Here is a 17,285-nt window from a genome sequence, read left to right as displayed (position 1 = left end):
GTGCCAGGCATCAAGTTCCGGTTCTCCGGGCGCCTGTCGCCAGATCCAACTAGTTCGGAGCATTTCCATGCCCAAGATGAAAACCAAGAGCAGCGCCAAAAAGCGCTTCAAGGTTCTTGGCGGCGGTGGTGTGAAGCGCAGCCATGCGTTCAAGCGCCACATCCTGACCAAGAAAACCACCAAGAACAAGCGCCAGCTGCGCGGCACCTCGATGGTCGATGCGACCAACATGGGCCACGTGCGCGCAATGTTGCCCTACGCGTAACTAAGGAGATAACACATGCCTCGCGTTAAACGTGGTGTAACCGCACGCGCTCGTCACAAGAAGATTCTGGACCTGGCGAAGGGCTATCGCGGCCGTCGCAAGAACGTATACCGGATCGCCAAGCAGGCGGTGATGAAGGCCGGTCAATATGCCTATCGCGACCGTCGTCAAAGGAAGCGTCAGTTCCGCCAACTGTGGATCACCCGGATCAACGCGGCTTCGCGTGAACTGGGCCTGGCCTACAGCCGCTTCATGAACGGTCTGAAGAAGGCCGGTATCGAGGTGGACCGCAAGGTGCTGGCCGACCTGGCCGTGTTCGACAAGCCGGCATTTGCCAAGTTTGTCGAGCAAGCCAAGGCGAGCCTCGCTGCCTGATCGGCAAGTCCTTGAAAGGGGAGGCTCTCAGCCTCCCTTTTTTATTATCAGACGCAAGCAGAACCGATACCCAAGCACAGCTTCGGTATCGCTTCTGACCAGAGAAACCGGGCCCAACCATGGTTGCCAACGTACAAAGCATTCTCGACGAAGGGATCGCGGCGCTGAACGCGACGAACGATCCGGTCGAGCTGGAAAACGCCAAGGCGCGTTACACCGGCAAGGAAGGCGCGATCACCGCGCTGCTCAAGCAACTGGCGACGCTGCCGCCCGAGGAAAAGAAAACCTTCGGTGCTACCGTGAACCAGGCCAAGCAGGCGTTCGAGGCGGCGCTTACCGCGCGGCGCGAAACGCTGGCGGCCGAAAAGCTGGCGCGCCAGCTTGCCGCCGAGGCGCTGGATGTCACCCTGCCGGCGCGCGGGCGCGCCAGTGGCGGCTTGCACCCTGTGACGCTGGTGCAGCAGCGCATCGAAGCGCTGTTCCGCTCCATCGGCTTCGAAGTGGCCGATGGCCCGGAGATCGAAACCGATTTCCACAACTTCAAAGCGCTCAACATGCCGGACAACCATCCGGCACGCGACATGGCCGATACCTTCTACGTAGAAGGTGGCGAGGTGCTGCGTACCCACACCAGCCCGATCCAGGTGCGCTACATGCTGGATCACCAGCCGCCGATCAAGATCGTCGCGCCGGGCCGTGTCTATCGCGTCGATTCCGATGCCACCCATTCACCGATGTTCCACCAGATGGAAGGGCTGTGGGTGGAAGAAGGCGTATCGTTCGCTGATCTGAAAAGTGTGATCACCGACTGGTTGCGCAACTTCTTCGAGGACGAAACGCTGCAAGTACGCTTTCGCCCCTCATTCTTCCCGTTCACCGAGCCCTCCGCCGAGGTCGATGTGCTGGGCCAGCGTGGCTGGCTGGAGATCGGGGGCTGCGGCATGGTGCACCCCAACGTGCTGCGCAACGTGAACATCGATCCCGAACGCTATACCGGCTTTGCCTTCGGCTTTGGGCTGGATCGGTTTGCCATGTTGTATTACGGCGTGAACGACCTGCGCCTGTTCTTCGAAAACGATTTGTCCTTCCTCGGCCAGTTCAAATGATGGCCCGTCGGGCCACCACCGGCCCGGCTAGAAACCGGACTCGCCCGCGCGCCAGAGCCGCGCGGGTGGCAAACGAACTCCGCTGGAGTCTGCATCATGAAATTCTCTGAAAACTGGTTGCGCACCTGGGTAAACCCCGAACTGAGTTCCGAAGAACTGGCGCACCTGCTGACCATGGCCGGACTGGAAGTCGAAGAGACCGAAAGTGCCGCGCCGGCCTTCGACAACGTCTTTGTTGCCGAAGTCCTGTCCACCACCAAGCACCCGGATGCCGACCGGCTCAATGTCTGCACCGTGAACGTGGGCGAGGCGGAGCCGTTGCAGATTGTCTGTGGCGCGCCGAACGTCAAGCCGGGCCTGAAAGTGCCCTGCGCACGCATTGGTGCAGCCTTGCCGGGCGACTTCAAGATCAAGCGTGCCAAAGTGCGTGGCGTCGAATCGTTCGGCATGCTCTGCTCCGGTGACGAACTGGGCATTCCCGATGGGGTGGACGGCCTGCTGGTCCTGCCGGCCGATGCGCCGGTCGGCACGCCGCTGCGCGATTACCTGCAACTGGACGACCAGTTGTTCACCATCAAGCTCACTCCGAACCGTGCGGATTGCCTGTCGATCAAGGGCGTGGCGCGCGAGGTATCCGCCCTGACCGGCGCTGTGGTCAACGCTGGTGCCACACCGCCGGTGGCGGCGACCATCGATGACCAGCGCAACATCAAGCTGGCCGCGGGGACTGCCTGCCCACGCTACGCCGGCCGCGTGATCCGCAATGTCGACCAGGCCGCACCGACGCCCGACTGGATGAAGCAACGCCTGGTCCGTGCCGGCCTGCGTCCGATCTCCGCCATCGTCGACGTCACCAATTACGTACTGCTGGAACTCGGCCAGCCGTTGCATGCCTTCGATAACGCCAAGCTGCAAGGCGACATCACCGTACGTTTTGCCCAGCAAGGCGAGCGCATCACGCTGCTCAACGACAAGGATGTCGCGCTCGATGCCGACATGCTGGTCATCGCGGATGCCACCGGGGCCGTGGCCCTGGCGGGGATCATGGGAGGCGGCCACAGCGCCGTCGAAGCGGGCGCTCGCGACATCTTCCTCGAATCCGCCTATTTCGCGCCCGAAGCCATAGCCGGTCGCGCACGCCGCCTGGGATTTTCCTCCGACGCCAGCCATCGCTTTGAACGGGGCGTCGACTTCGGCGAAGCGCGCGACGCCATGGAACGCGCCACGCGCCTGATCCTCGATCTGTGCGGTGGCGAGCCCGGCCCGGTAATCGAGGCCGTCGAACAACTGCCGGCGCGTCCGCCTGTAGCATTGCGCGTATCGCGCGTCGAGCGCGTGCTGGGTCTGGCGCTGCCGGCCGCCAGGATCGTCGCCATTCTGGAACGCCTGGGGTTGTCCACGACCGTGGATGGCGACACCATCGCCGTCACGCCGCCTTCCTACCGGTTCGACATCCAGATCGAAGAAGATCTGATCGAGGAAATCGCCCGGGTTTACGGCTACGACAACATCCCCGTGAGCATTTCCGTCGCGCGGACACCGATGCTGCCGCAACCGGGGGACGTACGTCCCAAGATAGCGCTCAAGCATATTCTGGTCGCCCGCGACTATCAGGAGGCCGTGAATTACGCCTTCGTCGAAGAACAGTGGGAGGCGGATTTCGCCGCGAATACGCAACCGGTGAAACTGCTCAATCCCATCGCCAGCCAGATGAGCGTGATGCGCTCGACATTGTTCGGCGGCCTGATCAACGGGCTCAAGCACAACATCAATCGCAAGCAGGATCGCGTGCGCCTGTTCGAAGTGGCGCGTGTTTTCCATGGCAAGGGCGCGGATCAGCAGCCGGAAAAGATCGCCGCGCTGGCGTGGGGGCCGCGTGAGGCCGAACAGTGGGGCATTGCGCGCGAACGCATCGATTTCTTTGATATGAAAGCGGATGTGGCCGCGTTGCTGGCCCCGCGCGTAGCGCAGTTCCAGCCGGTCGAGCATCCGGCGCTGCACCCTGGCCGTGCGGCGACGGTACTGCTGGATGGTCAACCCATCGGCGTGCTGGGCGAACTGCATCCGAAATGGGTTCAGGCCTATGAGCTGGTTCATGCGCCGGTGCTGTTCGAACTGGATGTCGCAGCATTGCTCCACGCCCGTAAGGCAGAGGTCGTTGCGGTTTCCAAGTTCCAGCCGGTGCGCCGCGACCTGGCGCTGATCGTCGATGAAGATCGCGCCGCCGGCGAAGTCCTGGCCGTGCTGCAAGAGGCCGCCGCCGCGTTTGTTACCGAGATCGCGTTGTTCGACGTTTACCGGGGCAAGGGTGTTGCAGAGGAGAAAAAGAGCCTTGCTTTCAAGGTGTTAATGCAAGATACTCACAAAACTCTGACCGATGAAGAAGTCGATGCCGCGGTGGCGAAACTCATTCGCCGAGCGGAGGCCGCAGGCGCGACATTGAGAGTTTGAGATCCCATATATGAACTTTCCCTTTCGCCTAAGTACCGACACGAGCGGTACCGAGAAAACAACAATGACGTTGACCAAAGCCGACCTGGCCGATTTGCTTTTTGACAAGGTGGGCCTGAACAAGCGAGAAGCGAAAGACATGGTCGAGGCGTTCTTCGAAGAAATCCGGAGCGCGCTCGAGACCGGCGACGCCGTCAAGCTTTCCGGCTTCGGCAACTTCCAGCTACGCGACAAGCCCCAGCGCCCGGGGCGCAATCCCAAGACCGGTGAGGAAATCCCGATCTCCGCTCGCCGCGTGGTTACTTTTCATGCGAGTCAAAAGCTGAAGGGGCTGGTGGAAATCCACTATGCAAAGCAACAGCAACGTCGTTCCGACCAGTGAACTGCCCTCGATCCCGGCCAAGCGCTACTTCACCATCGGTGAAGTCAGCGACCTGTGTGGCGTCAAGCCGCACGTGCTGCGGTATTGGGAGCAGGAATTCACCCAACTCAAGCCGGTAAAGCGGCGCGGCAACCGTCGCTACTACCAGCATCACGAAGTGCTGCTGGTACGCCGGATCCGTTCCCTGCTCTATGAACAGGGCTTCACCATCAGCGGTGCGCGCAACCAACTGGCCCATCCGGGCGAGGAAGGAAGCGAGGTCGACCCGGTGGTGGAAGTGCGCGCCGCGCTCAAGGAACTGCTCGATTGGCTGGATGAAAGCGAAACCGCGATAAATAGCTAGGCAAGCAGTACGACCCTCGTTATAATCGCGGCTCTTCTTCGGAGCGTAGCGCAGCCTGGTAGCGCACTTGCATGGGGTGCAAGGGGTCGCGAGTTCGAATCCCGCCGCTCCGACCAGAATTAAGCAGTAAAATCAGTATGTTGTACTCGAAAGCGACCGGTCATCACCCGGTCGCTTTTTCGTTGTGTGCCGGATTTTGTGCGGAGCGTGCAATTCTCTCCGCGTGCTCCACCAAATGCTCGGCACCGAAATGGGCATACTTCCGCACCATATCTACGTCCGACCATCCCCCCATTTCCATCAGCGCATGCAGCGATGTTCCCGACTGGATGTGCCGACTGGCCCAGGTATGCCGCAGGCAGTGGAACGTGAAATTCTCCACCCCAGCGCGCGCAACCGCCTCCCTCCATGCTCTGCCGTTCACGCGCAACAACGGTTCGCCGCGGTAGCTGAACACATGGGTCAAGTGCTGGCCCATCTGCTCGCGGAGAATCGTCGCCGCATCGCTGTTTAGCGGAACAGGGATGGCCTTTCTGGCCTTTGCCTGGTCTGGATGAATCCACGCCACGCGCCGTGCCATATCGATTTGCGACCATTCCAGACTGAGGATATTGGACATCCGCAACCCGGTGCATAGTGCAAACCTAACGATGGGCTTCACATGTTGCGGCACTTCCTGAATCAGCCTTGTCTCTTCGGTCTCAGTCAGAAAACGCACCCGGCGAGCCGGTTCGGCCATCGTTTTGACTACCGGCACGCGATCAATCCATTCCCACTCGTGAGCGGCCCGCAACACTGACCGCACAACGTTCAGCACGTCATTGACGGTGCGCGGCTTCACCCCCTCACGTTGCTTGGCCTTCTTGATGTTCTCTATCCGCTCGCGCGTAATGTCGACCAACTTGGTGCCGTGCAGGTGAGGGTGGAGCCACCTCAGTGTGAGCCGCCAGTTGTAGGCCGCTGGCCGATCAATCCGCTCCCCAAACCACTTTTCTACAGCTTCCTCCCACCGGTACTCCGGCCGCTCTCCCAGCTTCACTTGGCGCCAGAGCGACGCCTTGAGCTGGTCGCGCCATTCTTCTGCCGCGACCCTGTTGGTAGTCCCAGTAGACTTTCGTATTTCTCTGCCTTGGTGGACGATCCGCACCCACCAGATCTCGCCCCTTTGGTAGAGGCCGCCATCTTGCTTTCGCGCCATTCTGCATGTCCTTCGTTTGCAGCCTGCGCATCTTGCCGGTGGCTACTGTCGCGCAGCATATTGATCAGGTCAACTTTCCAGAACCGCCACTCACCGCCCGGGCATGGCCTCCACCCTTTGAGGGTTCCGGCCTTGGCCAGGCGGTTGGCGGTCTTGTAGTGGATGCGTAGGAAGTCGGCGGCCTCCCGCAACGTCAGCACTTCGTTTGGCTCTGGCATCACGGTTCCTTTTCCACTTGGGCTACGTAGTTTTCGTGTGAGTCCAACAGCCGCAGGATCGCCCGTGCGTGCATCGGATCGGCCCGGTTCCATTCTGATGTCACCACGAATCCCACTTCGTCGCCGGGAAGCCGGCAGCACTGTCCGGCGAGACGCGTTGCTACCATGCCGATCAACACACCGCCGACCCGTACGTCGTGCCAGCACAGCGGCTGAATTCGATCCGGCGAACGTGGCGTGACGGTACATGCCGCAATGCGTGCCAGATCCGCAGGAGGGAGAGGGGATGGTTCGGTGTAGTCCTGGCGGCCCCAGATGCGGTGGTTTCCTCGCATCACGCACCTCCCTTCACAGACATATCTGCCGCGCGCACATCCTGTACCGCGTTTTCATCACCACCCAGCGGCATCAGATACTGTGGCAGCGCCATCCCAAAACCCGCGCTGCGTCGGCCAGAGTCGGTCACTCCAGTAATTTCAGGGGCAACCACCAGCCATGCAGGCTCGTCTCCCGTGTAGATGTTGAGCACACCGTGAGGGTCGCGGAACTCTTCACCCGGCGACAGCAGTTGAACCAGCTCTACAATCTTTCCGATGTTTTCATGGATAACCCGCGCGTCAATGACGCGCGCCATGTCGCCGGGCTTGAATTGATGCGCCATCACGCACCTCCCTTGGCGTCTGCGGCCTCGCGTCCCATTCTCGCGCGCGCTGCCCAAGTTTCGCCGTCGTCATCCTCGTCCCAGCACTTCGCCATCGCCGCGCAGCAAGCAGCGCAGAAGCGATAGCGCATCAGTTGCCCGTCGAATATTGCTGCGATGACGCGCGATCTCTCGCCGGGCTGGGCATCCTGCATGCAGCAACCGCATTTAGCGGCCTTCCTGGTGGTGACGATCTTGTCCTCAAGCACGCGGTCATCTGGCGCGCCGAAGTCACCTTCAAACGGGTTTACGTCTAGGCACGCTACCTCATCAAACGTACCCATCACGCCTCCACGCCGGCTTCTGCGGCTATGGCTGCGTCAAGGGCTGCATCCAGTTCGTCGGCTCGTAAGGCATCGCCGATGCCGTCAACGACGGACCACTGCTGGCCGCGGCTTAAGAGGCGATACCGAGCCGCATCTCGCGCCACGCGCTCTTCGACGCGCGCTGCGCTCTCGCCAATGAGGCGTGCCATTTCCTCCCGGCCTTGCTTCACGTCTGCAACGCGCACCGGATTGGCGTGGTGGCGCTGAGCAGCCTCAACCACGAGCCTGCTCGACACGCCCGCATGGAAATTGATGCCGCCGACGGTTGCCGGCGCCGACAGGATCGGCCAGCTATCCACCTGCACCGCTGCTGCGGCATTGCCGGGTGGCTGCGGGGCGGGGCGCTCCGGTGTCAGCAATGACTGGAGTCGGCCAGCCATGTCGATTTGCATTTCCGCCACGTCAGCGTTTCCAGCCACTGCCGATTCTCTCGCATCGCAATTGAGGATCGAAACCGCGTAGCTGATGGCCTGCCGGAGTTCTTCCGGCACCTGCGGGGCGGCGGGTGGCAGATATTCGCAATCGGGAAACTGCATCCAGCGCTTCACGATCTCCGCCTTCATGTAGGTTCCGTCTGCGGTCTTGAATGCGTAATTGCCTCGATGCTCGCGCCCTTCGTCCAGGGATCGGAGCACGACGCGATCACCGTAGATCGTTTCAGCGATGAACCACTCTTGATCCTGCGGGAACGGTGGCGAACCCTCGTACCAAGGCAATGGCTGCGGCGCGGCGGGGTGGGTGTAGAGCGGCGACCAATGTGTCGGGCCGTCGTGCGGCGACAGGTGGCTGCCGTCCCATACGATCACCCAGCGGCCGTCCTGATATCTCACCGAGTGAGGAACGTCGCTATCTGTGAGCCTGCCGAGCACAACGGTTCCATCGGTAGGCGCGGTTGCGATGGGCTGCCACGCCGCCTCATCAGCGGCGAGACGGTCGGCGTAGGCGCGGAGCATTTCCCCCACTGACGCAGTTGTTATCTTGGCGGCAGTAGCTCCGTGTTTTGCTCGGTTCAGAAAGTAGTCCGCCATCTCGCGCACTTCCGCTTCGGTGTGTTGGTTCATGCTGCAATCTCCGAAAACAGTCCCCGAGCGTTCATCGACGTCGCCAGGAGCGATATGGCCGGCTGCGATCAGGTTGCGGAGCCATTGCGCGGCGAATTTGTCGTGTTCGTTGTAATAGGCGGGGGCTTTCATGAGGTGGTCGGCTACTCGCATAGTCCATACGCCGAGGCGCAGGCGGTGGGTTCGATCAGGCTGGCCAGCAGGTCGTATTGCCGGCCGCCGCGGCTGGTGCGCGACCACTCGACTACCGAGTAGATGCCATGGTCAGAAGCTTGATCTGGAGTGATGCCGGGCGCAGGTATGAACGTTGCGGCTTGCCGCTTGCTGGCCTGGGACACCAGCGTTTCCCACTCGGCGATGCGGGCAATTTCATCTGGGAACCGGGTGGCGATTTCGCGCATCTCGTTTTTGTTGACGTTGATGCACGGCATGCAGCCGACGCGTGTCATGCCCTGGCGGTACAGGGGATTCGGCTGAATGCCTTCTGCGGCGCAGTGCTTGAAGACGTCTGCCGCAGACCACTCAACCAATGGCCGGTAGATGTAAAGCCCTGGCGCCTGCCGCTCGAACTTCAGCGCGTTCTTACGATTTTCGGATTCATCCCGGCGCACGCCCTGCCAACTGACAACGGAGTGACCTTCGTCCACAAGGCCGAGCTGGTACTCAACTGCGGGAGCCACTTTCAGTTGCTCGGTGCAGAACTGAGCCTTGGGTGAGGGGAACCGTCCTCGCCACAGGCACAGGTCCAGAAAAGAGTTGCCGGTGGGTTGAAGGACACTCAGAGCGCGCCGCTTACCTCGATTACTCCATCTGACCTTGTGTCCGCCGCCGACCTTGCGGGTTTTCTGGATGAGGGCGCAGTACAGCGCACCATCATCCTTGGCCAACGTCCATCTGAGATTGCCTCGGCCGTCGCGTGCCCAGACCGGGTTGTTGTCCGCATCGAAAACCGGCCGGGTGTGATACGCCCGCCTTGTGCGCCGGTCGCGCGCGATGAACATGCGCTTGTTGGCGATCTCTTGGTCAAAGCGGGCCTTGAGGCGGTCAATCGTGATGTCGAGTGCCAGTTCCAGATAGCTGAGGTAGTCGTAAACCGCCTGGTGCTCGTTGCCCGTGTCGCAGAAGATCGCGCGCACTCGATGCCGGCCGAATCGCTGCAGGGCAACCAGAAGCGTCGCCGCGCTGTCTTTCCCGCCCGACACTGAAACCACGTGGATGATGCTCATAGCGCACTCGCTTCAGCCGCATCAACGGGGTACCCAGGGCAGCCGCCATCCTTGTAGTCGAAACCTGCACAGGCGTTGCTGTTGCGGCATGGGTTGCCGCAGCCTTTGTGCATCGGAATCACTTCGTGGCCCTTGGCCAGCTCGTCCATCAGCGCGTCGATCGCTTGATCGCGGTTGAGCGGGCGGCCTTGATCGTCGGTGTACCCGGTGTGCTTCTTGCTGCGGCGCCGGCCTTGTAGATCACGAATGGCACCGCGCACGCAGAGGAACATGTAACTGCGCTGGTGGAAGGTGGTGGGAGTGCTCACAGTTCACCCCCGTCGCTTTCGACCAGATCACATTGGAGACTTTTCATTTTTCACCCCAAAAACTCATGAATGAAAATCGGCGAGAGGATTGCCAAGATGAGAGTGACGAAGACAATTAGTGGCCCATACAGAAGCACCGGCTCTCCAAACCGCTGCAACCAGCTACGTCTTTTCATAATTAATCCTCGATATGGCCCATTCGGCGGTTGCAATCACTACGAGCAACGCAATTGATGAGCATGATGCAGAGATGGCAATTCCATAGCCGAACGCACCATGCATCCAGAGCGCCGCGCCTACTACAACTGCTATAAAGAGGATAACGGCAACGTATGCGAACAACGCGTCATAGGCCCTAGGCATCCCCGCACTCCAGCAAAATCTTTGCTGCTTTCACCAGCGTCCAATCATCGCGATCCATTGCAGCGGTCAGGGTGTTGATGACCCGCTCATCGCGTTCGAAATTGCGCTGTGCCAGTTCGTGATTGCGTTCGAGCAATTCACGCTCGCGATCTGTTTGCCAGTCGTCATCAGGATCGACATGCAGCGGCACCGCGTAAGCACTGCCAATGTGATCGTTGCCCATGTGGTGCTCCAAAATGATTAGAGCCACCTATCTTGTGGCTCTATTGATGTTGTTGGATGATTAATCGCCCCTTATCAGGGACCAGTGATAGGAGCCTCGTTGCTTGTCCCTCATTGCTACGCCTAGATCCATTAGACGCAACAGGGTTTTATTTGCCGTCTGCTGGGTGCAATTGCAATCTGATGCAATTGCCTTGGCTGTTGATAATTCGTTTCGCAGCAGATATGCAAAAATGCGATAGGCAACTGGCATAACTGGCATGATGTCACCCCACTTTGCGTCGGAGTTGATCAAGGGCAGATTGGACATCGCGCCAGAATGCCAACAGGCCAGGCTGAAGAACGCCATCAATATATTGGTCGTTCCTACTGATCCGCTGCACGAACAGCCTCATTTCTGGAGTTTGCCTCGGATCGAAGCTGACGAAATCCCACCATTTCCTGCCAGTGACGAACATGCCGCCCTGAATCTGAGCGATATGTTCATCCGGCATGCCCTCCATCCATGTTTTGATGTGGATCTGCGGATCCTTCGGGCATTTCATTTCGAGTCCGCCATCGTCGTCGATCAGCCCATCGGGGCTGGCTGCGATGAAGTCGAAATCGGGATGGACGACGAGACCGGTTTGCTCGACGAAGTTGCCCGATTTGAGTTCATAGAGTTCTCGAGCCAAGGGCTCATGCTCTTTCCCCCATTCCAATGAGCGAGAGGACACCTCAGGCTTTGGCTGACCGCTCAGAATCTCGGCAATCAGGCTACGCATATAGGTGTTGCGGGTATCGGTCGGCACCAATTTCGTTTTGCGCTCCAAGCCCTGTTTTTTGTTCTCTCGCTGGGTAACTACCTCCTTCATCGCAATGGCCTCAGCGAAACAACTGGCGGTGATCCGCCCAGCGCGGCCATCTCGCCACGCTTGAGAGCCCTGTTCATTCATTCTCGACCTCTCGCGCATCACCTTCGATCACTTCGCCCTGCGGAGCTTTGGCCATCCTATTGATTCGATTGCGTTCTTCAAGCCCGACGTCCGCCTTCTGTTGCTCGGCAAGTGCCGCCCATGCGGTCCGGAAAGCCTGTACTCCGCTCTTCGCCGCCTCCTCCAAGCCCGCGACAAGGGCCTTGGTGGCCTCATCGCTTTTCGGCTCAGGAATTACGCCACTGCTGTAGGTAACATCCTTCTCGACTCCTTCTCCGCCATCTGTGTCGAGATGGTGAATGGCCGTCTGAAGGCGTTCGCGATGAGGCCAGTACTTGCTGGCCTGCTTCACCACCGTCTTCTTGGCCATTTCCTCATAGTCAGTGCCCCATGGGCCTTTCTGCCCGCTTTTCCATGCCTCGGAACGATCACGAATGTCATTGATCTTTTTCGCCGGCATTGTGTGGGTGAGGTAGTCTCCATCGCACGTCTTGACGACGACATATGCGCCCACCACCTGGCCACGATCATCAGGCACGGCGAATGGATCAAACGCATGCTCTGGTGGCGAATCGAGTCCCGTCATTCGGAATTGGTCACGCTCGCGCACGATTTCCGCTTTGCCCCAATAGATAGCGCCGGTCTGCTGCGCCAAATGCAGCAAACCTATGTAGCTGATGTCCAGGCAGATGGATTTAACGCCGTTCTTGTTCTTGCGCGGCACAAGATATGCTTGCTTCTTGGCTGGATTCAAACTTATGCCGAGCGCGGCAACATTCACCACCGCATTGCGCAATGAATCTGGATTGCTGTAGGCGGTTTCGAGCAGATAGCTGCTTTCTTGGAGCAATTGCACCGCGAAACCCGCTTCGCGGTTGAAATTGATCGACTTATCACTGCACACACGGGCGAACTCTTCGCCGAGCGACAGCACAATGCCTTTGACGCTATCAAAGGTTTTGAGCTGGGTAGACATCTTTTCTCCTGAGCCCGAGACTCTGCCGGGCATAGTGGTTTCACATCACCTGTCGTGGTTTGATTCGGCCGGCCAGCTCTTTCCTGAATTCAGTGCACACCTGTACCCCATCATCGGGCGCATCGCACAGCAGGATCTCTGCCTGAGATGGCTCGGGTTCCTTCTGGTATTCAGCCCAATATACGGGCAGCCACATCAGAAACAGCATCGCCAGGACGAAAACAGTGGCCGATAAAAAACCGCCCCAGGTGAGACGGCTCTTGGCGCGGCCGCGAAGTGCGGGATAGTGGTCGGTCATGTCAATTGCTCTTTCGGCTGATATGGATCGAGGTTCCGCCACTCTTTCTCCGTAAGGACAAATGGCATCGCTCTTGGACGGCGACACATGACATAGCCGCCGCTGCGGCACATGAAGACAATCTTGCTTATTTTGTCCTGCCGCTCATAAGGAGCAATTTCTATCTTGCTCATACTGAATTACTCCATATGGCAGCAGCCAAAACACAACTCGTCATTGTGCGACTGTCGGTAGATACATGGGATTGGCTGGTCAACCTGGACGAGATTGCCCGCGCCATCATTCCATTGAGTGTGCGCGGCTATCGTTCGGCCGTTGCCGTGCAGCACTGGCGCACCTGAAAGCGGTCGCGGCGCGTTGTAGCATCCATATGGGTTGCTATCATGCGGTACGCCATTGAGGAGGTATTTCATCGGGCCCGTCTCATGCTGCCACCTCCACTCGCGTGAACTCGACCACCCAGACCCACGGGTTAGCCTGCCAGCTACCAGCGCCGTTGATTGATTCCCACAGTTCCCTGTACCAGTCGAGAGTCGCCAATTCCTCCTGTGCATACCGAGTCCCGGGCGGGGATTGGTATCCCTCGGCGATACAATCGGCAGGGCTGATGTCCTGTAGGCGCTCGACGCGCATGGCAGTGATTTCCAGCAAGATTCGGCTGGCCGCGCGCGGCATGAACATGCCCGGCCGGTATTTGCCAGGCCCTAGGCCGGGGTGCAGTGGAGTCAGATCGCCGTACAGGTCGGCGTCGTACCAAAACGGGACAGCCAGCGTCGATTTCGTGCGTGCGACGGGTAGGTCTCGGGGTTTGATGTGGTCATACTGGAAAGATGTGCGGTATGCCTCGCGCACCCACAGCCGGTCTCCGGGCCGGCCGTAGGGGCACTTTCGTCCAAGTTGCTCAAACAGTGACATCAACTGCTCTGGGCTGCCTTGCCACGGCCTTGTCGCGTGGTCGGCGACCATCATGGGTGGCGGCTCAATAACCCGCCGCGTCTGCGTTTTCCGGCCGTCGAGGATGGCGCGCACCATCGGCGCGCTGAATAGGATGGGGCGCTCTTTCATGCCGCTACCCGCTCCATAGCTATTTCATCGAGACGATCATCTCGATGCTCTTTGACGAAATCAGCCAGGTCGGATGGATGCTTGTCGAGGTAGTCGCTCGCTACATTCCACCAGTAGTCATCAACGATCCTGCCGATTTCCAGATTGCCAACGGCGTAGGCCTGTTCCAGCGCGGATAGCGCCATTTCGCCAAGTGCCTCGGCGATGTTGATGCCACGGCGCGGATTGAATCGCGGATTCGACTCCATCATCTCCGCGATGAGGCGTGCGCGAGCGGTTTCCATGTTCATGATCAGTCTCCAAAAAAGATGCCCCGGACATGCCGGGGCTAGGAGGAGGAGATGAAGCGGTGGTCGCCCACCGGTAGCTATGCGCCCCTCATGTTTCGCGTCAAAGGGTATGAGTTGCGGGGCACATAGCTGCCGCTGGAGACCAGCGGTCGGGTCACGCTTCGATGAATTCACCTTCAGCGTTGAGCGTGTAAAACACGCCAGGCTTGATGCCGTTCTCGCCAACTTTGCTCGCGCGGATGTGGACGATTTCGTCGTCGTCGTTGCGGTAAACCAGCACGATTGCGCCGTTCTCTCCAGCCAAGGCGCGCCCTTCCGAACCGGTCGCGATAGCAACGCTATGAGCGCCTGTGGCCGACGCTGCGCCCTGGTAGCCTGTGGCCGACGCTGCGCCGTAGTCGCCTGTGGCCGACGCTGCGCCCCGGCCGCCTGTGGCCGACGCTGCGCCCTGGTAGCCTGTGGCCGACGCTGCGCCCTGGTAGCCTGTGGCCGACGCTGGCGAATCCTGGTTGATCGGTTCACACCTGGAGGTCGTGTATTCAATCGCCGCCTTCACCAGACCCGCGATCGAGATTTCTGCTTTGACTTCCAGCTTCTTGCTGGCGACCTTCGAGTCATCGCTGTGCCGGCTCAATTCGCCCGACTGCTGCACGACGGCGAACCGGCTTTGCGCGGGCGGGTAATAGCCGAACACATCCAACGGATATTCGCAGGCGTGGAAGCCAGATTCGCAGGCTTTTACGTCGCCTTCATGCTCGAACTTGCCGCCAACCGCGAACTGGTAGCCGCGGCATTTCCAGTTGCTGTCGAAGCCCTTGTAGGACGTGACCACCTCTTCCTGTACTTCCTTCACAGCTTCTTTCTTCTTGCGCGTAGCCATTGCGTGCTCCATGCGTGGGCAAATAAAAACGCGCTGGCATTGCTGCTAGCGCGTGTGGTGGTGTTCGGGTTGTAGCTGGTTACGCCAGCCAGTCGGGCGCGTAGGGTATATGCGCCGCCATCGTGTCGCCATGGCCCTTCCCAAGCGTGTTGGTGGCCGGCGCTGTGACCCGCGGCTTGCTGGTGCACACCGGCCCTATTTCATCCGGCTAAAACGTTGCCAGCGCGTATCCTCTTTGCGCATCAGCCTGCGCATTCACCAACACAGAAGCGGGCCGGTCGCACTGCCGGCTTTGCGTTGCCCAGGGGATTTCAACTGCGCCACTGCCCCCTGTACTCCGTTTCTCGCGCCTTGGGCCGCGCTACCTCGCTATACAGGCTGCCTCGTGGATGCATTCGCCACGCCGCCGCTTTTGTGTTGGTGCCCTACCGCAACGCCCGGGCTGGCGGTTTAACTCCCTCGCGAGCGGTCCTTCGGCCGCGTTGCATGCCCTGCGATTAGGCGTTAGGGATACCTCAACGTACTCTTGCGAATCCGCTCAGGTACTCCGGCTCTTTCGAACCGGATTCCGCACACCACCTTCCGTCCTCTGCGCTCGCGGCCCTTGCCATCGCACCGTCGCCTGCCTGTCGTTGGCCCAGCTCCGGTACGCGCATCCGTCGTGTGGTGTGCGTTGCTCTACCATCGGCCCGTGCATTGCGAGTGGCGGTGCCGTCATTGGCGCCAGGTGGTAGTCGTGGCGCGTTCCCTCTACCGATGTATTCCACGCCGAGGCGGGGAGGGGGGTGCTGGCTGGGTTGTGAAAGATCGGGGCGCTGTGTGTTGCGCTTGGTTGAGTAAAGTCTGCTTTGCGATGGTGCCATTGTCAAGCGTGCTTTGCGATTGACAGTCAATTGAACTTAACAATTTCGACGAGCGGTAGAGTCCAGGCTGTCTGTCGGGCAAGAAAAAGTCCCGCTGAGCGGGACCGGCAGAAGGGGTTACTTGGCTAGGTGACTATCACGTGAATGGCGACGGTTAACCTCCGCGCCATACTACCTTCCCAAGAACAAGCAGTTCTGCATTGCCAGGGACTGATCGATCAGGATGGATTGCCTTGTTCGGGTTGTCGCTGGTCAATGTGATAGAGCCGAACCCTTTTTGTACGCGCTTGATCATAACCTCATCCTCATCCAGGAACGCGTATATCAAACCGTTCTGAATGCGAGTCTCCGCTCGATTGAGTAGCACCAAGTCACCATCGCAAATATAAGGGCTCATGCTGTCACCTTTCGCATGGATGAGCGCTGCATTCTGTGCTGTAACGCCAAGCCGGTCCAACAAGGTACGCGGCATGGAGAACTGACCTTCAATCTCAACACTGTCGTTCATGTAGCCGAAGCCGCACGCCCCGTGAGTGGAATAGATCGGGACGGCTACGTACTTGGCTTCGCCTGCGTTTTTCCCTTGAGAATGGTCTTGGTTCTCATCAAATTGGACGCGTCCCTTACCTGTAGCTAGCCACTGCGGTGATACGCCCAAATATTCCGCCGCCCGCAGAAGATTTTCCCCATCCAACTTTTGTGTCGCTCCGCTGAACCAAAGGCTAACAGCGGTTCGCGACACTCCGGCATGACGGGATAAACCTGCCATGGATTTGTTGGGGCCAGCAGCAGCCAGGGCCAGCTGTAGGCGTTCTTTTAGTGTGTTCATAGTAAGCGAGCTTACCAACCGAGATGTTATCTGCACTTTGCATTTTCTCGTAAAGTATGCTTATCATTGGCATATGAAAGTAAAAGATGCTTTGCGGGCATTCGGCTCTAAAGCCGAGATCGCCCGTGTTCTCGGGATCAGTCGAGCCGCTGTGGCCCAGTGGCCGATGGACGGGTCTGTGCCTTTGCTCCGCGCCTACCAGCTGCAAGACGTGTTGTGTAAGCGCTCAAAGCGAAAGCGAGTTGCCTGATGCACATCCGACGAGCCCAGTTTCCCAGCAACAGCGTGCATAGGCACGCAACTCCGGCTGCACGTGATTGCGCCTTTCTGACTGCGAGTGAATCCAAATTATGAGCCTTGAACAGGAACTACTGCGCCGGCGCTCCGGCAAGAAGGACGCCGAAATTGCCGCGGGAATGGGCAAGGACGCTTCTACGGTGAGCAAGCTGTTCGGCGGTGGGATCGGCGTGCAACTGGCCGACCTTGGGGCGCTGTTGGATTCGCTGGGCCTGAAGTTCGTGGATGCCAAGGACATGACCATCACGCCCTCTGAGATGGATGCGCTGGAGGAGATGGCATACCGCTATCTCGAACTCCGCCGTCGTGGCGCCGTGCGGAGCTGAACG

26 protein-coding genes, 1 tRNA gene and 1 pseudogene are annotated in these 17,285 nt (G+C 59.5%); 10 read left to right on the top strand and 18 right to left on the bottom strand.

Annotated features, from left to right (window positions below; genetic code table 11):
* Positions 1-67 precede the first annotated feature (67 nt).
* From rpmI to FAZ21_RS06830, 7 genes are all read left to right on the top strand, one after another.
* A complete protein-coding gene (gene rpmI / locus FAZ21_RS06860) occupies positions 68-265 on the top strand; it encodes a 50S ribosomal protein L35 (RefSeq protein WP_018748785.1) in 198 nt (65 codons plus the stop codon).
* A 15-nt stretch (positions 266-280) separates the two neighbouring features.
* Complete coding sequence (gene rplT / locus FAZ21_RS06855) at positions 281-640, top strand: 50S ribosomal protein L20 (protein ID WP_136772538.1); 360 nt, start codon at positions 281-283, stop codon at positions 638-640.
* A 119-nt stretch (positions 641-759) separates the two neighbouring features.
* Entirely contained in the window at positions 760-1,746 is a 987-nt protein-coding gene (gene pheS / locus FAZ21_RS06850) for a phenylalanine--tRNA ligase subunit alpha (protein WP_136772537.1), read from the top strand.
* 96 nt (positions 1,747-1,842) lie between these two features.
* The gene (gene pheT / locus FAZ21_RS06845; RefSeq protein WP_136772536.1) at positions 1,843-4,197 is read left to right on the top strand and encodes a phenylalanine--tRNA ligase subunit beta; all 2,355 of its coding nucleotides are present in this window, start codon (positions 1,843-1,845) and stop codon (positions 4,195-4,197) included.
* Between the two features lie 64 nt (positions 4,198-4,261).
* The gene (locus FAZ21_RS06840) at positions 4,262-4,579 is read left to right on the top strand and encodes an integration host factor subunit alpha (protein ID WP_136772535.1); all 318 of its coding nucleotides are present in this window, start codon (positions 4,262-4,264) and stop codon (positions 4,577-4,579) included.
* On the top strand, positions 4,545-4,922 hold the full coding sequence (locus tag FAZ21_RS06835; protein WP_136772534.1) for a MerR family transcriptional regulator: 378 nt from the start codon (positions 4,545-4,547) through the stop codon (positions 4,920-4,922). The genes FAZ21_RS06840 and FAZ21_RS06835 overlap by 35 nt, the downstream gene beginning before the upstream one ends.
* Before the next feature lie 39 nt (positions 4,923-4,961).
* A tRNA-Pro gene (locus FAZ21_RS06830) sits at positions 4,962-5,038 on the top strand.
* A gap of 47 nt (positions 5,039-5,085) precedes the next feature.
* Here FAZ21_RS06830 and FAZ21_RS06825 read toward each other — a convergent pair.
* The 14 genes and pseudogenes from FAZ21_RS06825 to FAZ21_RS20215 form a co-directional block, all read right to left on the bottom strand.
* Entirely contained in the window at positions 5,086-6,120 is a 1,035-nt protein-coding gene (locus tag FAZ21_RS06825; protein ID WP_136772533.1) for a tyrosine-type recombinase/integrase, read from the bottom strand.
* Between the two features lie 62 nt (positions 6,121-6,182).
* A pseudogene (locus FAZ21_RS21255) lies at positions 6,183-6,338 on the bottom strand (helix-turn-helix domain-containing protein); the annotation flags it as partial.
* Entirely contained in the window at positions 6,338-6,673 is a 336-nt protein-coding gene (locus FAZ21_RS06815) for a hypothetical protein (RefSeq protein WP_136772532.1), read from the bottom strand. The pseudogene FAZ21_RS21255 and the gene FAZ21_RS06815, both read right to left, overlap by 1 nt.
* Positions 6,673-6,999 (bottom strand): hypothetical protein, encoded by a 327-nt coding sequence (locus FAZ21_RS06810; protein WP_136772531.1) that lies wholly within the window; start codon positions 6,997-6,999, stop codon positions 6,673-6,675. The genes FAZ21_RS06815 and FAZ21_RS06810 overlap by 1 nt, the downstream gene beginning before the upstream one ends.
* Positions 6,999-7,322 (bottom strand): hypothetical protein, encoded by a 324-nt coding sequence (locus FAZ21_RS06805; RefSeq protein WP_136772530.1) that lies wholly within the window; start codon positions 7,320-7,322, stop codon positions 6,999-7,001. Before FAZ21_RS06805 ends, FAZ21_RS06810 begins: the two co-directional genes overlap by 1 nt.
* A complete protein-coding gene (locus tag FAZ21_RS20545) occupies positions 7,322-8,557 on the bottom strand; it encodes a hypothetical protein (protein WP_211243393.1) in 1,236 nt (411 codons plus the stop codon). Before FAZ21_RS20545 ends, FAZ21_RS06805 begins: the two co-directional genes overlap by 1 nt.
* Positions 8,558-8,568: 11 nt before the next feature.
* A complete protein-coding gene (locus FAZ21_RS06795; protein ID WP_136772529.1) occupies positions 8,569-9,651 on the bottom strand; it encodes a phosphoadenosine phosphosulfate reductase domain-containing protein in 1,083 nt (360 codons plus the stop codon).
* Positions 9,648-9,959 (bottom strand): hypothetical protein, encoded by a 312-nt coding sequence (locus tag FAZ21_RS06790; protein ID WP_136772528.1) that lies wholly within the window; start codon positions 9,957-9,959, stop codon positions 9,648-9,650. Before FAZ21_RS06790 ends, FAZ21_RS06795 begins: the two co-directional genes overlap by 4 nt.
* Before the next feature lie 355 nt (positions 9,960-10,314).
* Positions 10,315-10,545, bottom strand: coding sequence for a hypothetical protein (locus FAZ21_RS06785; protein WP_136772527.1), 231 nt, complete (start codon positions 10,543-10,545; stop codon positions 10,315-10,317).
* A 60-nt stretch (positions 10,546-10,605) separates the two neighbouring features.
* Positions 10,606-10,797, bottom strand: a complete 192-nt coding sequence (locus tag FAZ21_RS21250; protein WP_373279530.1) for a helix-turn-helix domain-containing protein — start codon at positions 10,795-10,797, stop codon at positions 10,606-10,608.
* Between the two features lie 13 nt (positions 10,798-10,810).
* Positions 10,811-11,479 (bottom strand): lambda exonuclease family protein, encoded by a 669-nt coding sequence (locus FAZ21_RS06775; RefSeq protein ID WP_136772525.1) that lies wholly within the window; start codon positions 11,477-11,479, stop codon positions 10,811-10,813.
* Positions 11,472-12,434 carry a recombinase RecT gene (locus FAZ21_RS06770; RefSeq protein ID WP_136772524.1) on the bottom strand — a complete coding sequence of 321 codons (963 nt, stop codon included), beginning with the start codon at positions 12,432-12,434 and terminating at the stop codon, positions 11,472-11,474. Before FAZ21_RS06770 ends, FAZ21_RS06775 begins: the two co-directional genes overlap by 8 nt.
* 40 nt (positions 12,435-12,474) lie before the next feature.
* Entirely contained in the window at positions 12,475-12,732 is a 258-nt protein-coding gene (locus FAZ21_RS06765; protein WP_136772523.1) for a hypothetical protein, read from the bottom strand.
* Entirely contained in the window at positions 12,729-12,905 is a 177-nt protein-coding gene (locus FAZ21_RS20215; RefSeq protein WP_169307286.1) for a hypothetical protein, read from the bottom strand. Before FAZ21_RS20215 ends, FAZ21_RS06765 begins: the two co-directional genes overlap by 4 nt.
* A gap of 15 nt (positions 12,906-12,920) precedes the next feature.
* Here FAZ21_RS20215 and FAZ21_RS20210 point away from each other — a divergent pair, with 15 nt between their 5' ends.
* A complete protein-coding gene (locus tag FAZ21_RS20210; RefSeq protein ID WP_169307285.1) occupies positions 12,921-13,073 on the top strand; it encodes a hypothetical protein in 153 nt (50 codons plus the stop codon).
* Positions 13,074-13,155: 82 nt separating this feature from the next.
* On the opposite strand, the gene FAZ21_RS06760 is transcribed toward FAZ21_RS20210, so the two are convergent.
* The 4 genes from FAZ21_RS06760 to FAZ21_RS06745 form a co-directional block, all read right to left on the bottom strand.
* The gene (locus FAZ21_RS06760; RefSeq protein ID WP_136772522.1) at positions 13,156-13,797 is read right to left on the bottom strand and encodes an ASCH domain-containing protein; all 642 of its coding nucleotides are present in this window, start codon (positions 13,795-13,797) and stop codon (positions 13,156-13,158) included.
* Entirely contained in the window at positions 13,794-14,087 is a 294-nt protein-coding gene (locus FAZ21_RS06755) for a hypothetical protein (protein WP_136772521.1), read from the bottom strand. The genes FAZ21_RS06760 and FAZ21_RS06755 overlap by 4 nt, the downstream gene beginning before the upstream one ends.
* A gap of 154 nt (positions 14,088-14,241) precedes the next feature.
* The gene (locus FAZ21_RS06750; RefSeq protein ID WP_136772520.1) at positions 14,242-14,967 is read right to left on the bottom strand and encodes a DUF7666 domain-containing protein; all 726 of its coding nucleotides are present in this window, start codon (positions 14,965-14,967) and stop codon (positions 14,242-14,244) included.
* A gap of 1,017 nt (positions 14,968-15,984) precedes the next feature.
* Positions 15,985-16,659 carry a S24 family peptidase gene (locus FAZ21_RS06745; RefSeq protein WP_136772519.1) on the bottom strand — a complete coding sequence of 225 codons (675 nt, stop codon included), beginning with the start codon at positions 16,657-16,659 and terminating at the stop codon, positions 15,985-15,987.
* On the opposite strand from FAZ21_RS06745, the gene FAZ21_RS21245 reads away from it, so the two are divergent.
* Positions 16,598-16,909, top strand: coding sequence for a Cro/CI family transcriptional regulator (locus tag FAZ21_RS21245; RefSeq protein WP_373279529.1), 312 nt, complete (start codon positions 16,598-16,600; stop codon positions 16,907-16,909). The genes FAZ21_RS06745 and FAZ21_RS21245 overlap by 62 nt on opposite strands.
* A 100-nt stretch (positions 16,910-17,009) precedes the next feature.
* Positions 17,010-17,282, top strand: a complete 273-nt coding sequence (locus tag FAZ21_RS06735) for a helix-turn-helix domain-containing protein (protein WP_136772517.1) — start codon at positions 17,010-17,012, stop codon at positions 17,280-17,282.
* Positions 17,283-17,285: the final 3 nt, after the last annotated feature.

Source organism: Chitiniphilus eburneus (assembly GCF_005048205.1).
GTDB lineage: Bacteria > Pseudomonadota > Gammaproteobacteria > Burkholderiales > Chitinibacteraceae > Chitiniphilus > Chitiniphilus eburneus.
Note: the sequence above shows the minus strand (reverse complement) of the source record. Positions and strands in the feature narration are given on the sequence as shown.

What these genes read in the sequence shown, in the direction of transcription:
- pheT (WP_136772536.1), top strand. Translation starts at nt 1,843, where the DNA reads ATGAAATTCTCTGAAAACTGGTTGCGCACCTGGGTAAACCCCGAACTG.
- FAZ21_RS06840 (WP_136772535.1), top strand. Translation starts at nt 4,262, where the DNA reads ATGACGTTGACCAAAGCCGACCTGGCCGATTTGCTTTTTGACAAGGTG.
- pheS (WP_136772537.1), top strand. Translation starts at nt 760, where the DNA reads ATGGTTGCCAACGTACAAAGCATTCTCGACGAAGGGATCGCGGCGCTG.
- FAZ21_RS06815 (WP_136772532.1), bottom strand. Translation starts at nt 6,673, where the DNA reads ATGCGAGGAAACCACCGCATCTGGGGCCGCCAGGACTACACCGAACCA.
- FAZ21_RS06825 (WP_136772533.1), bottom strand. Translation starts at nt 6,120, where the DNA reads ATGGCGCGAAAGCAAGATGGCGGCCTCTACCAAAGGGGCGAGATCTGG.
- FAZ21_RS06760 (WP_136772522.1), bottom strand. Translation starts at nt 13,797, where the DNA reads ATGAAAGAGCGCCCCATCCTATTCAGCGCGCCGATGGTGCGCGCCATC.
- rpmI (WP_018748785.1), top strand. Translation starts at nt 68, where the DNA reads ATGCCCAAGATGAAAACCAAGAGCAGCGCCAAAAAGCGCTTCAAGGTT.
- FAZ21_RS06750 (WP_136772520.1), bottom strand. Translation starts at nt 14,967, where the DNA reads ATGGCTACGCGCAAGAAGAAAGAAGCTGTGAAGGAAGTACAGGAAGAG.
- FAZ21_RS20545 (WP_211243393.1), bottom strand. Translation starts at nt 8,557, where the DNA reads ATGAAAGCCCCCGCCTATTACAACGAACACGACAAATTCGCCGCGCAA.
- FAZ21_RS06765 (WP_136772523.1), bottom strand. Translation starts at nt 12,732, where the DNA reads ATGACCGACCACTATCCCGCACTTCGCGGCCGCGCCAAGAGCCGTCTC.
- rplT (WP_136772538.1), top strand. Translation starts at nt 281, where the DNA reads ATGCCTCGCGTTAAACGTGGTGTAACCGCACGCGCTCGTCACAAGAAG.
- FAZ21_RS06795 (WP_136772529.1), bottom strand. Translation starts at nt 9,651, where the DNA reads ATGAGCATCATCCACGTGGTTTCAGTGTCGGGCGGGAAAGACAGCGCG.
- FAZ21_RS06735 (WP_136772517.1), top strand. Translation starts at nt 17,010, where the DNA reads ATGAGCCTTGAACAGGAACTACTGCGCCGGCGCTCCGGCAAGAAGGAC.
- FAZ21_RS06785 (WP_136772527.1), bottom strand. Translation starts at nt 10,545, where the DNA reads ATGGGCAACGATCACATTGGCAGTGCTTACGCGGTGCCGCTGCATGTC.
- FAZ21_RS06770 (WP_136772524.1), bottom strand. Translation starts at nt 12,434, where the DNA reads ATGTCTACCCAGCTCAAAACCTTTGATAGCGTCAAAGGCATTGTGCTG.
- FAZ21_RS06835 (WP_136772534.1), top strand. Translation starts at nt 4,545, where the DNA reads ATGCAAAGCAACAGCAACGTCGTTCCGACCAGTGAACTGCCCTCGATC.
- FAZ21_RS20215 (WP_169307286.1), bottom strand. Translation starts at nt 12,905, where the DNA reads ATGAGCAAGATAGAAATTGCTCCTTATGAGCGGCAGGACAAAATAAGC.
- FAZ21_RS06805 (WP_136772530.1), bottom strand. Translation starts at nt 7,322, where the DNA reads ATGGGTACGTTTGATGAGGTAGCGTGCCTAGACGTAAACCCGTTTGAA.
- FAZ21_RS06775 (WP_136772525.1), bottom strand. Translation starts at nt 11,479, where the DNA reads ATGAATGAACAGGGCTCTCAAGCGTGGCGAGATGGCCGCGCTGGGCGG.
- FAZ21_RS06755 (WP_136772521.1), bottom strand. Translation starts at nt 14,087, where the DNA reads ATGAACATGGAAACCGCTCGCGCACGCCTCATCGCGGAGATGATGGAG.
- FAZ21_RS21245 (WP_373279529.1), top strand. Translation starts at nt 16,598, where the DNA reads ATGGATTTGTTGGGGCCAGCAGCAGCCAGGGCCAGCTGTAGGCGTTCT.
- FAZ21_RS20210 (WP_169307285.1), top strand. Translation starts at nt 12,921, where the DNA reads ATGGCAGCAGCCAAAACACAACTCGTCATTGTGCGACTGTCGGTAGAT.
- FAZ21_RS06810 (WP_136772531.1), bottom strand. Translation starts at nt 6,999, where the DNA reads ATGGCGCATCAATTCAAGCCCGGCGACATGGCGCGCGTCATTGACGCG.
- FAZ21_RS21250 (WP_373279530.1), bottom strand. Translation starts at nt 10,797, where the DNA reads ATGCCAGTTGCCTATCGCATTTTTGCATATCTGCTGCGAAACGAATTA.
- FAZ21_RS06745 (WP_136772519.1), bottom strand. Translation starts at nt 16,659, where the DNA reads ATGAACACACTAAAAGAACGCCTACAGCTGGCCCTGGCTGCTGCTGGC.